The sequence below is a fragment of the Candidatus Eisenbacteria bacterium genome (assembly GCA_013140805.1).
Classification (GTDB): Bacteria; Eisenbacteria; RBG-16-71-46; order RBG-16-71-46; family RBG-16-71-46; genus JABFRW01.
Window position 1 is genome coordinate 1 of the sequence record JABFRW010000171.1, and the last position, 13,607, is coordinate 13,607.

A 13,607-nucleotide genomic window follows, 5' to 3' on the forward strand; every position below is an offset into this window, starting at 1 on the left:
GCGCACCGCTGCGCCGCCGCCGACCGAGTGCTGGCGCGTTCAGATCGCCGCCCCGGTCGAGGCCGCGCGCGCCCGCGTGTTGCGAGAGACCGCGGAGTCGCTGTTGCTCGTACGGCTGGAGGTCACCCCCGGCAAGGGACGTCACGCGGTCAAGACGATCGAATGTCTGAGTGGCGCGGCAGCCGACAGCCTGCGCCGGCGCGCGATCGCGACCGGCTTCGGCGACGCGTTCCGTGTTCGCGAACCCGCGCCGAGCACGCGATGACGCGCCTTCGGAGGTGTGCTTGATCCGCGGTCTGATCGTGTTCGAGGATGCCCGGTGGGCCGATCTGCAGCCGCTCACCGATGCGCTTCCGACACCGGCGCTCGCATTCGGTGCCGGGACGCTGGCATCGCGCTGGATGGAGCAAGCGCGATTGCCGCTCGCGGCACTCGAGGCACGTGCCGCGGTGGCGGCCGCATGGGCAGGCCCCGCGGTGACTGCGCGTCCCGCAGACTCGGACGAGGTGCTGGCGGTGAATGCCGTGGCGTTGCCGGGGGCGTGGCTCGATCAGGTGCGTGGCGGGCGCACGCCGGCGGTGTGGCTGGCGCACGATCGCGTGGTGGCGGCGCGCGCGCCGTGGTCGGCGCTCACCGGAGGATTGGGGCGTGGCGACTTCGAGCGCTTCCTGCTTTCGCTCGGCATCCCGACCTTCGCAGTCGAAGCCCCGGTCCTGCGCTTCGCATGGGATCTGATCGAGCACAACCCGATCGCCCTTGCGCGCGACCTCGACGAGCCGGGCTCGATCGCGGGCGAGGTGCACGCGACGGCCGTGATGCTCGAGCCGCAGCGCATCTCGATCGCGGCCGGTGCGCGCATCGAGGCGCTGACGGTACTCGACGCACGCGCCGGTCCGATCCGGATCGGGGCGCGGGCGGTCATCCAGTCGCACAGCCTGGTGATCGGGCCCTGCGCGATCGGCGACGGCACGCAGATCCTCGGCGGCGTCGTGGGGAACTCGACCTTCGGTCCCCAGTGCCGCATCGCCGGCGAAGTCGACGCCTGCATCTGGCAGGGCTACGCGAACAAGCGACACCACGGCTTCGTCGGGCACAGCGTGATCGGCGAGTGGGTGAACCTGGGCGCGCTCACCACCACCAGCGACCTCAAGAACAACTACGGCGAGGTCAAGGTGTGGGTCGGAGAGCGCGAACTCGCGACCGGCTCGAACAAGGTGGGTTCGATCCTTGGCGCGCACGTGAAGACCGGAATCGGCACGCTGCTGCCGACCGGCGCTGCGATCGGTGTGGGAGCGAACCTGTTCGGCGGCGGTCGCTTCGCTCCCAAACGCGTCGTCTCATTCGCCTGGTGGGACGGCGAGCGAACCGTCGAGCACGAACTCGAGAAGTTCCTGGCGACTGCTCGCATCGCGATGTCGCGTCGTGCGCGCGAGCTGCTGGCGGCCGACGAGAACCTGTGGCGCCAGGTCCACGCCGCGACACGACGCAAGCCTTGACCGCACTTCGCGACGCTCCCTAGACTCCGCCGCGACTCGCGTCACGGACTCGACGACGCGCACACCTCAGCCGGACAGGGAGGCCCATGCCCGAGCTTCGCAAGGACCCGGTGGTCGGACGCTGGGTCATCATCTCGACCGAACGCAGCCGCCGCCCCACCAACTTCGCGCCACCGCAGCCCACGACCTCCTCGGGGTTCTGCCCGTTCTGTCCCGGTCACGAGGACAAGACGCCCCCCGAGGTGCATGCGGTGCGGCCGCGCGGCGGCCCGTCGAACAGCGGCGGGTGGGACGTGCGCGTGGTTCCGAACAAGTTCCCAGCACTGCAGGTCGAAGGCTCGCTCGATCGGCGCGGCGAGGGGCTCTACGACAAGATGAGCGGCATCGGGGCGCACGAAGTGGTGATCGAAACCCCCGACCACTCGAAGGATCTCGCCGACCTGCCGGTCGCCCACATCGCCGAGGTGCTGGATGCCTATCGCGTGCGCATGATCGACCTGCATCGCGACAAGCGGCTGCGCTACGTGCTGATCTTCAAGAACCACGGGGGCACCGCCGGCGCCACCCTCGAGCACACGCACACGCAGCTCATCGCGCTGCCGATCATTCCGAAGCAGTTGCAGGAAGAGCTCGACGGGGCGCGCCGCTACTACGAGCTCAAGGAACGCTGTGTGTTCTGCGACATCGTCGCGCAGGAGACCTCGGAGGGACTCGGCCGCCGCGTGGTGCTCATGAACGAGCGCTTCGTCGCGCTCGCTCCGTTCGCTCCGCGCTTCCCGTTCGAGACCTGGATCCTGCCGCGCCGTCACGATGCCGCCTATCAGCAGATCTCCGATCCATCGGAAATGATCGATCTCGCCACGATCCTCAAGGAGACGCTGCAGCGACTGAATCTGGCGCTCGAGCGTCCGCCGTTCAATTTCGTGATCCATACCGCACCGGTCGCCGACGGCGATGCCGAGCACTATCACTGGCACATCGAAATCATGCCCAAGCTCACGCGGGTGGCCGGCTTCGAAATCGGCTCAGGCTTCTACATCAATCCGACCCCGCCCGAAGACGCCGCGCAATTCCTGCGCGAGATCGCGTTGACGGTGTGACGCTCGTCCTGCTTCCGCTGGCGGCAGCGAGAAGGGCCGCATGAAGACGCCCGCGCTCTCGATCGCCCACATCACCTCGGAGTATGCGCCGCTCGCCAAGGTCGGCGGGCTCGCCGACATGGTGGCGTCACTGGCCGCCGAACAGGTGCGTCGCGGGCATCGCGTCACCGTGGTGCTGCCCGGCTACGAGGGCCACCGCGAAGTGCCGGGCTGGGTGTGGCGCTCGATCGGAGCCGCCGACCTTCCGTGGGGCATGGGCGTCGAGCGCGCCGAATTCGACCTGCTGCTGCCGACCGGCCCCGAGGCTCCTGCGCCGCAGGGGCTGAGGGTGCTGCGGGTGTCGCACGCCGGAGAGCGGCGATTCTTCCAGCGATCCGGCATCTACAACGATCCGGTGAGCGGCGAGGGTTACCCGGACAACGGCGAGCGCTATCTGTTCTTCTGTCGCGCGGCGCTCGAGGGGTTGCGCCAGCTCGGCGGCCGCTATCAGATCGTTCATGCGCACGATCATCAGGCCGGCTGGATCCCCTGTTTTCTCCGCACTCACGAGGCAGGCAGCGAGACGTTCGCCGGTGCCGCCTCGGTGTTCACGATTCACAATCTCGGCTACCAGGGCCTGCAGGATCCGTGGGTACTGGCACTGGCCGGATTCGGCCGCGAGCACTTCTACCCGGGCGGCCCGTTCGAGTTCTGGGGGCGCGTGAACTTCATGAAGGTCGGCCTGCTGTTCGCCGACATGATCTCGACCGTCAGTCCGCGCTACGCCGAGGAGATCCGCTCGAGCGACGAGTTCGGATTCGGACTCGAGGGCGTGCTGGAGCGCCGCCAGCTCGATCTGCGCGGCATTCTCAATGGCATCGACGACGCCTACTGGGATCCGGCCCGCGATCGCTGGCTCTCGCACCCCTACGACCGCGCGAACATGGCCGGCAAGTGGAAAAATCGCACCGCGCTGCTGACCGAATGCGGATTCCCGCCGCAGCCCGACTGGCCGGTGGTCGGCATGGTGTCGCGACTCGTCGATCAGAAGGGCTTCGATCTGATCGAGGCCGCGGCCGCGGAGCTTCAGAAGCTCGAGGCGCGATTCGTGGTGCTCGGCAGCGGCCAGGCACGCTATCAGGACCTGTTCACGCGGCTCGTCTCGGAGAGCCCCGAGCGCTTCAGCTTCCGCACCGGCTTCGACGAACGATTCGCCCATGCAATCGAGGCCGGCGCGGATCTGTTCCTGATGCCGTCGCGCTACGAACCCTGTGGGCTCAACCAGATGTACAGCCTGCGCTACGGCACGGTGCCGGTGGTTCGCGCGACCGGCGGGCTTGCCGACACCGTCGAGGACTTCGATCCCGCGACCCGTGCGGGAACCGGATTCGTGTTCCAGAACTACGAATCCGCCGACATGGTGGCGGCCCTGCGGCGCGCGTTCACGGTCTACCGCCAGCCCCACCTGTGGGGGCAACTGCGCGCCAACGGCATGAGCCGGGACTTCTCATGGCGCCGCAGTGCCGAGGGCTACGATCGGCTGTATGTCGAGGCGCTGGCGCGGGTCGGTGCCGGGCGCATGAAGACCCTGGAGACCGTGAAGAGCGCGGGGTAGCTGCGCGACTCCGCCACCCGGCGACTCGCGCGGATCCGCTACTTCGCCGCGCGCACCTTTTCGACCAGTGCCGCGATCGCCCGCACACTTTCCATGTTGTCGGGCAGCACTTCATGGTCGGGAATCGCGATGCCGAACGTCTCTTCGCAGAATCCGACCACCTTGAGAATCGCGAGCGAGTCCATGAGGCCGTTCTCGATCAGGTTCTCATCCGGCTCGAGGGACTTGAGCTGGCGGTCGTAGAGAATCTCCTCGAGCAGGAAATTGCGGATCGCAGCTTCGATCGCGACGTCGGACATCGTGGGGTCCTCGGAGAGTTTCGGCTCAGGCGCCGGCGAGCGACCGCCGGTCGATCTTTCCGCTGCTGGTGCGGGGGAACTCGGAACGGAACTCGATCCACTCCGGCACCATGTAGCGCGGCAACGAGCGGGCACAGTGCTGTTTGAGCGTAGCCTCGTCAAGCGTCGTCGCGGGGCGGAGCACCACCAGCGCCTTGAGTCGATTGGTGACCTCGTCGTCGGGAATCGCGAGCGCAATCGCCTCCGCGACGTCCGCGTGCGACAGCAGCGCGGTTTCGATTTCGCCCAGCTCCACCCGGTAACCGCGCGTCTTGATCTGGTGATCGCGGCGCCCCAGGAACTCGAGCTTGCCGTCCTCACGTTCGCGCACCAGGTCGCCGGTGCGATAGGTGCGCACCGGGCCCGCCGGCGACTCGATCTCTGCGAGCGTGCGGGCGGTGAGTTCCGCGCGGCCCCAGTAACCACGCATCAGAGTCGGGCCGCTCACCCACAGCTCACCGGGGGTCCCCGGGGCGCAGGGCTGCCTTTGCTCGTCGAGCACATGGGCCCGATCGCCGCAGCTCGGCGTGCCGATCGGCAGGCTCGAGTCCCCGATCGGCAGGCTCGATGCCTCGTAGCAGGTGCAGACGTTGGTCTCGGTCGGACCGTAGAGGTTCGCGAAGCGCGCTCCGGGCATCAGCTGCATGAGCTCGCGCAGATGCTTGGGCGGCATGACCTCGCCCGCGAACAGCAGCACGCGCACCGCGGAGAGATCGAGACTCGCGAGCCCACCGCGACCCATCATCAGCGCGAGCGAACTCGGCGTTTCGTACCACACCGTGAGGCGCTCCTTCGCGTAGAGCTTGGCGATCGCGGCCGGAAACGAAGCGAGCTTCGCGGAGACCGGGTAGACGCAGGCACCCGCGGTGGCGGTCGCGAACACGTCGAAGGTCGAGAGATCGAAGTGGAGCGGCGCATGGTTCGAGATGCGGTCCTCGTGCGTGAGCCCGAAAGCCGCCGCCGCCCAGGTCGGAAACGCGAGCCCACTCCGGTGCGAGTGCATGACGCCCTTGGGTTCGCCGGTCGAACCCGAGGTGTAGAGGATGTAGGCCAGATCGTCGGGCGATGCGGGGTTCGGCGGCGGACTCGAATCCTCGGTGGCCAGCGAGGCCCAGGCTCGGAGTGGAGTTCCGGCGACATCGAGCTCGGACGGAGCCTCGGCCGCGGTTGCGTCGGCAAGCCAGATGGCGCGCAGCGACGGTCCGTCCGCGAGCGCTTGCTCGAGCTCGGCGCGGCGATCGAGTCGCGACACGAGTGCCGCAAGTTCGCAATCGCGTGCGATGAGTCCGGCTCGTGCCGGCGGGGCGCCTGGGTCGATGGGCACGTAGACCGCGCCGGCTTTCATCGCACCCCAGAGCGCGACGAGCGCCGCGGGCGACTTCGGCAGCCAGAGTCCGACGCGGTCTCCGAGCTTCACGCCGCGCGCGGTGAGTGCTCGCGCGAATTGGTTCGATTGTGCCTCGAGCTCCGCGTAGGTCAGGCGCTGTCCGTCCATGACGATCGCGGCGCGGTCGGGGAAGCGAGCGGCCGCGGCGGTCAGCAGGTCCGGCAGCAGTCGTGGCGTCACGCGAGTCGCCTCGGCCGCGCGGCGCGCGGGCTCACAGCCCGAGCAGCCGCGCGATGATCTTGCGCTGCATCTCCGAGGTGCCCGAGTAGAGCGTTCCCGACAGGGCGTCGCGCACTTCGCGTTCGATCGGGTACTCGCGCATGTAGCCGTAGCCGCCGTGCAGCTGCAGCGCATCGAGCGCCGCGCGAACGTGCGCCTCGCTCACGAACAGTTTCGCGATCGCGGATTCCATCGCCGTGCTCTTGCCCTGGCCGTGCATCCAGCCGACGCGGTAGATGAGCAGGCGAGCGGCTTCAAGCGCCACTTTCATGTCCGCGATGCGGTTCGCGACCGATTCGAACTTCGCGATCGGCTGTCCGAACTGCCGTCTCTGGCGCGCATATCGAATGCTGTCATCGAGCAAACGCTCCATGGCGCCGACGTGGGCGGCGAAGATGCAGGCGCGTTCCCATTCCATCGCCGAGTTGAAGACCGCCATGCCGCCGCCTTCGGGGCCCAGTCGCGCGGTCTCGGGCACGAACGCATCGGCGAAGATCACTTCGCCCATGGGTGAGGTCCGCAGTCCCATCTTGTGGATCGGATTGCCGAATGAGACTCCGGGTGTGTCGCGCGGTACCACGAACGCCGTCAGAGCCTTGCTCTTGCCTTCGCGCTCGAGGTAGGCGAATGCGATCGCGACGTCGGCGAGCGGCGCATTGGTACTGAAGGTCTTGGCGCCGCTCAGCCGATATCCGGCGTCCGCTGCTCCTGCGGTTCCCACCCGCACCGCGCGCGCGGTGAGCGAGAACACGTCGGAGCCGGCACCCGGTTCCGTGATGGCATGCGCACCGATCGCGGCGCCCGAGACCAGCTTCGGCAGCCACTCGCGCTTCTGCGCCTCGCTTCCGTAGGCGAGGATCGGCATCTGGCACGCCCACATCTGAGCGTTCAGGCTGAACGCGAGCCCGTTGTCCCGAGATCCGCGGCCGAGCGCTTCCATCGCCAGGATGGTGCTGAGCAGATCGCGGCCCTGGCCGCCGTACTCGGTCGGAATCGGGAGCCCCTGGATCCCGAACGCGGCGCACTTCATCCACGCATCGCGATCGAAACGATCCTCCGAGTCGAGCGTGGCGACGTCGCGATCCAGCTCTTCTCGCGCGAATGCCAGAGTCGCCGCGACCAGCTCGTGCTGTTCGGGCGTGAGTCCAAAATCCACGGTCAACTCCTGCGACGAGGTGGGGGAATCGTGCAGCGATCGGGCACGCGACCCGTTGCGCCCTCGGGCCGGGCACCCCGGGGTGCGGATGAGCCTTGGAAGGCTATCGGCACACGACGCGGCGGGTCAAAGCTCGATCAGCGCCGCGTGGAGCGCGCGAACCGCGTCGGCAGCCCGCCCGGGGGCCACCCGGATTACGAGCGCGGATGCCGAGACCCGCAGGGCCAGCATCGCAACCCCGGCACGCTCGAGGGCCCGTTCGGCGTCGGCAGCCTGAGTTGCCCCGAGCCCGAGGCCGACCAGCGAGACGAAGCTGGCATCGTGCTCGGCGCGCGCACGCCATTCCCCGCCCGGGCCGCGCAGCTCGCGGAAGCGCGCCACCAGGGACTCGGCATCCGCCCGCTCTCCCATCCACGCGATCACGCCGTGCGTGGCGTCGACCTGCTCGTGCGCCACCAGTTCCAGTTCGGGGAAGGTCTCGGCCACCGACTCCAGGATGCCGCGCGCTTCGCCGCGTCCGCCGGCATTGCCCTCCGCGATCACGAGCGAGCATGGCTCGCGATGCGCGATCGCTTCGATCCGGGGTGATTCCATGTCGCGATCCTCCTCGATGCGGGTGCCGGGGTGATCCGTGAACGATGAGCGAACCACCAGTCGAACCTTCGAGCGTGCGGCCAGGTCCACGCAGCGCGCGTGCAGCACGCGGCCGCCGAGATGCGCGAGCGTCGAGCACGAGCGGTAACCGAGCTGCGGCACCACGCGCGCGTCCGGGACCAGGCGTGGATCCGCGGTCATCACCCCGTCGACGTCGGTGCAGATCTCGCACGCGGCGCCGAACGCAGCGGCGAGCGCCACGGCGGTGGTGTCCGAGCCGCCGCGCCCGAGGGTGGTGATCTCGCGAGTCTCGGGGTCGACGCCCTGAAAGCCTGCGACGATCGCGACGCGTCCCTGTTCGAGCGCCGCGCGAATGCGGTCGGGGCGTACCTCGCGCACGCGCGCGCTCGCGTGCGGGCCGTGAGTGAGGATTCCGCTCTGCGAGCCGGTGAACGAGATCGCGGGAACCTCGAGGTCGTGAAGCGCCATGGCCAGCAGCGCCATCGAGACGCGCTCGCCGGTGGTGACGAGCATGTCGAGCTCGCGGCGGTTCGGGTGTTCCGAGACCTGGTGCGCGAGCCGGATCAACTCGTCGGTCGAGTGTCCCATCGCCGACACCACGACGATCAGATCGTGGCCCGCCTGGCGCGCCGCGGCCACGCGCCGGGCCACCGCGCGGATGCGCTCGGGGCCGTCTACCGAGGTGCCGCCGTACTTCTGAACGACGATCGACATGGCGGGAGTTATAGCGCTTCCGGCGCGCCGCCTGCACGGAGCGGGGGCCCGAGCTTCCCGAGCGAGTTCGCGAGTCCAGGTGCCGATCTTGACCGTGCGCGAGCGTCCGGCCTATATTCCGTCCCGCTCGATTTGCGCCGCACGCGGAAGTAGCTCAGCCCGGTAGAGCGCCACCTTGCCAAGGTGGATGTCGGGGGTTCAAATCCCCTCTTCCGCTCCATTTTCACGGGCCGGTCCACTGGACCGGCCCGTGCGGCTTTTCGGAGGCCTCATGGCGTCCACCCCGTCCGGCTTCGATCGGCGCGCGGTCGAACGTGCGATCGCGGAGCTCCTCACGGCGCTCGGGCAACACGCTGCGGACGAGCCCGAGCTGGCGGCGACGCCCGCCCGGGTCGCCGATCTTTACGAGGAAGTGCTGGCCGGGAATGATCGGTCCGCCGAACCCGAGCTCGTGACGTTCCCTCGACCCGGCGCCGAGCGCGGGTCGCCGGCCGACCTGGTGGTGGTGCGCGACCTGCCGTTTCACTCGCTGTGCGTGCATCACCTGGTGCCGTTCTTCGGGCGCGCGCACATCGCCTATCTGCCGGGTGAGCGGCTGATCGGAATCAGCGCCGCGGGACGGCTGCTCGAACTTTACGCTCGCCGGCTGCAGCTGCAGGAGCGACTCACCTCGCAGGTCGCCGACCACCTCGAGCGCATCGTGGCACCCCAGGGAGTGGCGGTGGTGATCGAGGCGCGACACCTGTGCATGGAGATGCGAGGGATTCGAAAGCCCGGCACGGTCGAGACGCGAACCCTGCGCGGCGTGCTCGCCGAGCCGCGCTGGGCGCCGTTCCTGCCGGCCCCCTCGATGCGCGACGCCTGAGGCGCGAGTGGCGAATGAACCGATCACGGTGTCGGTCGTGATCGCGACACGCGATCGGCCCGAACTGCTGCGCGATGCGCTCGCTTCGGTCGCGGCGCAATCGCACCCTCCGCTCGAGGTCTTGATCGCCGACGATCGCGACACGTCCGCCTCACCGCCGCCCCCGGCCGAGTCCGTGTCGCGCGACGTTTGGGCGATCGCTGCCGACCCCTCGCTCGCCCTCCTGGCGATTCGCGTCCTGCGCAGCGGAGGAGTCGGGGTCGCGGCGGCCCGCAATCGTGCCGCGCGCGAAGCGGGCGGCGTGGTGCTCGCGTTTCTCGACGACGACGATCGCTGGCATCCCGAGCATCTGACCGGGCTGGCGGCGGCATTCATCGATCCGGCGGTCGAGGTCGCGTTCCGGGACAGCGTGGTGATTCACGAACGCGTGGCCGTCGACGGCTGTCGAGTCGACGTGGAGGCTCGAACCATCGCGCACGACTGGAACGCCGAGGTGATGGGTCGCGACGACTTCGTCGCGCCGAGTGCCCTCGCGGTGCGCCGTGAAAGCTTCGTCGCGCTGGGTGGCTTCGACGAAGGATTCCGCTACTCGGAGGACTGGGACTTTCTGCTGCGGGCCGCGCGTCGCGCCGCCCCGCGCCGAGTCGAGGGCGTGACAGCGGAGGTGCGGATGCGCGCCACCGGCCATCTGTCGCAGGACGACGGCGCCGAGCGCGTCGCCTGTTTGTCGCGGCTCGCCGCGCGACACGGACTGGCACCGATCGCGGTCAAGACATTCTGGGAGGTCGCGGAATGCATCGACTCGGGCCCACCCGGCGCGGACGTGCGATGAGCGGTGCGCGATGAGCGACCTGCTCGTGATCGGCGGCGGCCCGGCGGGAGTTTCGGCCGCGCTGTGGGCGCATGCGCTCGACCTGGACGTTCAAGTGATCGAGCAAGCGGCGGTGTCGGGAGGCCAGCTGCGGCGCATTCACTTCGAACCGCCGCAGCTCTCGACCGCGGTGGACGGTGCGGGAGAGGTGCTCGCGAACCGCGCCCGGGACCGGCTCGCCGAGCGAGGCGTTCCGATGCGGCTGCGCGCGCGTGCGCTGCGGCTGTGCGAACCGGTGCTCGGAGTCGAGCTCGACTCGGGAGCGATCGAGCTCGCTCGCGCGATCGTGATCGCGACCGGCTTGCGTGCCCGCCCCCTCGATGCGATCGGCGCCGAGCGATGGATGGGGCACGGTGTCTCCGATTCGGCCACGCGCGATCGTGAGCGCTTCGCCGGTCGTTCGATGGTGGTGGTGGGTGGCGGCGATGCGGCCTACGAAAACGCGCTGATCCTGAGCGATTCGGGCTGCGAGGTGTTGATCGCGCAACGCGCCGCGACACGCGCCCGTGCGCGATTCGTGGCTCGCGTCGCGCAGGATCCGCGCATTCGGGTGCGCGAGCACGTGACCGTGCTGGAGGTGCTCGGCGACACCGAGGTCTCGGGCGTGCGGCTCAAGCGCTCCGACGGCGCGGTCGAGTCGCACTCGTGCTCGGGCGTGGTGGTCAAGCTCGGGCAGGTTCCGAACACCGAATGGTGCCGCGATGCGCTGAGGCTCGACCGGGAGGGGTTCGTGCGAGTCGCCGCCGGCGGGCGCACCTCTCGCCAGGGAGTGTGGGCCGCCGGCGATGTCGTGCGCCCGGCGCTGCTCGCGATCCCGGTTGCGGAGGCCGGTGGTGCCGTCGCGGCCCGCCAGGTTTTCGACTGGTTCGAGGCCGGGTCCCGACACGACTCATGGCCGGAACTGGCCGGCCCCGGATGAGAAGCGGCCGAACAATCCGGGCATGATCGCCTTGAAAACGCGAAACAACGCCACGGTTCGATCGACCGACTGGAGGCGCTTGGGACTTTACTGACACGGCCTTGCGGTGACCCGCAAGCGCCGCAGAGCGCAGGCCTCGGAGTCATGGCACGCGGGCTGCTCTTCGAACTCGGCGGCCCACAGGGATCAGCTGGGCTCGGACCGGCTCGTGGGCATGGATGCCTGCGGCCGGTCTTCTTTTTGGAGTTCCACGGCGCCTGCAACGCTCGATTCCCGTGTACGCCTGAAATTCGGCCTTGTCGCAACCGGGCCCGACGGCGCATTCTTGGTCCCAGCTGCAACTCCACGGGGCCGGCCGCCACGCGATTCTCGGCTCGGACATCCATGGTCGACATCCTCAGCCTGCGGTGTGATTCGCCGCCAACCGGGAAGGCCGCCGATGAAATTGTTACTCCGAGTCATGCTCGTCGCCGCTGCGATCGCATGGTGTGCTCCGATCTCGAGCGCCCTCGCGCAGGCGTATGACACCCCGACCATCGAGCTGGTCGAGACCACGCGCTACTCGGTGACGGTGCGCATTCACGCGGGCGCGTCCGGCATGCCGGCGGGCTTCGGTCTCGACTGGATGCGCAAGTCCGACTACGACACCGGCGGTTGGAACTCGACCTACTACTACTGCTCGTTCTGGGGCACGGCGACCTGGAACTTCGAGCCCGGCAACGACAGCTACCTGCTGGCTCCCAACCAGAGCCAGATTGTCGAACTCGGTGACGTGTTCGACGAGACCGGCATGAGTGCCGACTACTTCGACGAGCTCGAGCCCGGCACGCAGTACGTCGTGCGCATGTATGCGCTCGGCGACGCCAATGGCGACGTGAGCGACTACTCCGGGACGATTCTGGGCGACACCAAGCCCAAGGATCCGGATTGCGTGTTTTCGCAGGGCTACTGGAAGAACCATTCGAATGCGTGGCCGGTCGCCTCGCTGACGCTCGGCAGCGTCTCCTACACCAAGACCCAGCTGCTCAGCATTCTCAACAAGGCGGCGCAGGGCAATGGCCTGATCATCCTGGCCAAGCAGCTGATCGCGGCGAAGCTCAACCTGGCGATGGGTGCGAATCCTTCCCCGGTCAGCTCGACGATCTCGGCCGCGGACGCCCAGATCGGCAGCCTCGTGATTCCGCCGGTCGGTTCGGGCTTCCTCACGCCGAACTCGACCAGCATCAAGTCGAAGACGCTCGACGACTTCAACAACGGCAAGATTCCCACCGACTGCACGCCCACGCCGGCGCACAGCACCTCGTGGGGCTCGATCAAGACGCACTACCGGTAGTCGCGTCGTCGGACATGCGAAGGGCGGGCGTCCCTCGGGGGCGCCCGCCCTTTTTCGCTGAACTCGACTGCTAGGCGAGCTTCGCGTCGAGCGTGATTTCGCTTCGCAGCACGCGCGAAATCGGGCACCCGACCTTGGCCTTGGCGGCCGCTTCGGCGAATGCCTCGGCGCTCGCGCCCGGAACACGAGCCGTGACGTCGAGCAGCACGCGTGTGAGCGTCCAGCCGGCGTCGGTCTTTTCCATCGTCACGGTCGCCAGGGTATCGATCGTGTCGGCTCGCAGATTCGACTCTCCGAGGACTCCGGACAGCGCCATCGAGAAGCAGCCGGCGTGCGCGGCGGCAATCAGTTCCTCGGGATTGGTGCCGGGCTCATTGTCGAATCGGGTCGTGAAGGAATAGGGCGTCTCCTTCAGCACGCCGCTCGCGCTGCTCACCAGGCCCTTGCCGTCCTTGAGCCCACCGGTCCACCGGGCACTCGCCTTGCGCTGAAACATCGGGATTCCTCCGTGATGAGACGTGCGGTGACGCGCGACGCGGCGCTTCGCGCGTCACCACGCGCGCTCACCGCGCCGGGGAAAAGGCCAGCGCCGCCGAATTGATGCAATAGCGAAGCCCGGTCGGGGCCGGGCCGTCGTCGAAGATGTGACCCAGGTGGCCGTCGCAACGCGCGCACTGGACCTCGGTACGGACCATGCCGTGCGAGTCGTCGCCGAGCTCCGCCACCTGACGACGGCTGATCGAACTCCAGAAACTCGGCCAGCCGGTGCCCGAATCGAACTTGGTGCTCGAGTCGAACAGCTCGAGTCCGCACGCGGCGCAACGGTACACGCCCTTCTTGTGGTTGTTCCAGTAGGCGCCCGTGAACGCGATTTCGGTGCCCTTCTCGCGCAGCACCCGGTACTGCGCGGGGGAGAGCAGCTTGCGCCACTCTACTTCGTTCTTCACCACCTTCTTGATCGGGGGCGCGGCGGACGGTGCGGGCGCCGGCGCGGCCGCAC

Annotated in this window: 14 protein-coding genes and 1 tRNA gene; 9 read left to right on the plus strand and 6 right to left on the minus strand. The window is 68.5% G+C overall.

The window, feature by feature from the left end; translation table 11 throughout:
• The 4 genes from HOP12_13045 to HOP12_13060 all read left to right on the plus strand — a co-directional run.
• Positions 1-265, plus strand: a 265-nt coding sequence (locus tag HOP12_13045; GenBank protein NOT35071.1) for a hypothetical protein, incomplete at its 5' end; no start/stop codon positions are given.
• A 19-nt stretch (positions 266-284) separates the two neighbouring features.
• Entirely contained in the window at positions 285-1,496 is a 1,212-nt protein-coding gene (locus HOP12_13050) for a hypothetical protein (GenBank protein NOT35072.1), read from the plus strand.
• Positions 1,497-1,582: 86 nt separating this feature from the next.
• A complete protein-coding gene (gene galT, locus HOP12_13055; protein NOT35073.1) occupies positions 1,583-2,596 on the plus strand; it encodes a galactose-1-phosphate uridylyltransferase in 1,014 nt (337 codons plus the stop codon).
• A 40-nt stretch (positions 2,597-2,636) separates the two neighbouring features.
• On the plus strand, positions 2,637-4,190 hold the full coding sequence (locus HOP12_13060; GenBank protein NOT35074.1) for a glycogen synthase: 1,554 nt from the start codon (positions 2,637-2,639) through the stop codon (positions 4,188-4,190).
• A gap of 38 nt (positions 4,191-4,228) precedes the next feature.
• On the opposite strand, the gene HOP12_13065 is transcribed toward HOP12_13060, so the two are convergent.
• The 4 genes from HOP12_13065 to HOP12_13080 all read right to left on the minus strand — a co-directional run bounded on the left by HOP12_13065 (position 4,229) and on the right by HOP12_13080 (position 8,619).
• A complete protein-coding gene (locus HOP12_13065) occupies positions 4,229-4,489 on the minus strand; it encodes an acyl carrier protein (protein ID NOT35075.1) in 261 nt (86 codons plus the stop codon).
• A 25-nt stretch (positions 4,490-4,514) separates the two neighbouring features.
• Positions 4,515-6,023, minus strand: a complete 1,509-nt coding sequence (locus HOP12_13070) for an amino acid adenylation domain-containing protein (protein ID NOT35076.1) — start codon at positions 6,021-6,023, stop codon at positions 4,515-4,517.
• 103 nt (positions 6,024-6,126) lie between these two features.
• Complete coding sequence (locus HOP12_13075) at positions 6,127-7,290, minus strand: acyl-CoA dehydrogenase (protein NOT35077.1); 1,164 nt, start codon at positions 7,288-7,290, stop codon at positions 6,127-6,129.
• Positions 7,291-7,416: 126 nt separating this feature from the next.
• Positions 7,417-8,619, minus strand: a complete 1,203-nt coding sequence (locus HOP12_13080) for an aspartate kinase (GenBank protein ID NOT35078.1) — start codon at positions 8,617-8,619, stop codon at positions 7,417-7,419.
• 143 nt (positions 8,620-8,762) lie between these two features.
• Between HOP12_13080 and HOP12_13085 the strand changes: the two genes are divergently transcribed.
• From HOP12_13085 to HOP12_13105, 5 genes are all read left to right on the plus strand, one after another.
• Positions 8,763-8,839 (plus strand) — tRNA-Gly (locus tag HOP12_13085).
• Positions 8,840-8,890: 51 nt separating this feature from the next.
• Complete coding sequence (locus tag HOP12_13090; protein NOT35079.1) at positions 8,891-9,484, plus strand: GTP cyclohydrolase I; 594 nt, start codon at positions 8,891-8,893, stop codon at positions 9,482-9,484.
• 7 nt (positions 9,485-9,491) lie between these two features.
• Complete coding sequence (locus HOP12_13095) at positions 9,492-10,316, plus strand: glycosyltransferase (protein NOT35080.1); 825 nt, start codon at positions 9,492-9,494, stop codon at positions 10,314-10,316.
• 10 nt (positions 10,317-10,326) lie between these two features.
• Positions 10,327-11,274, plus strand: coding sequence for an NAD(P)/FAD-dependent oxidoreductase (locus HOP12_13100; protein ID NOT35081.1), 948 nt, complete (start codon positions 10,327-10,329; stop codon positions 11,272-11,274).
• Between the two features lie 439 nt (positions 11,275-11,713).
• On the plus strand, positions 11,714-12,607 hold the full coding sequence (locus HOP12_13105; protein ID NOT35082.1) for a hypothetical protein: 894 nt from the start codon (positions 11,714-11,716) through the stop codon (positions 12,605-12,607).
• 70 nt (positions 12,608-12,677) lie between these two features.
• Here the strand turns inward: HOP12_13105 and HOP12_13110 are convergent, their stop codons facing one another.
• Together HOP12_13110 and msrB are read right to left on the minus strand one after the other, a co-directional pair.
• Positions 12,678-13,103 carry an OsmC family protein gene (locus HOP12_13110; GenBank protein ID NOT35083.1) on the minus strand — a complete coding sequence of 142 codons (426 nt, stop codon included), beginning with the start codon at positions 13,101-13,103 and terminating at the stop codon, positions 12,678-12,680.
• Between the two features lie 67 nt (positions 13,104-13,170).
• The gene (gene msrB / locus HOP12_13115) at positions 13,171-13,566 is read right to left on the minus strand and encodes a peptide-methionine (R)-S-oxide reductase MsrB (GenBank protein NOT35084.1); all 396 of its coding nucleotides are present in this window, start codon (positions 13,564-13,566) and stop codon (positions 13,171-13,173) included.
• Positions 13,567-13,607 lie beyond the last annotated feature (41 nt).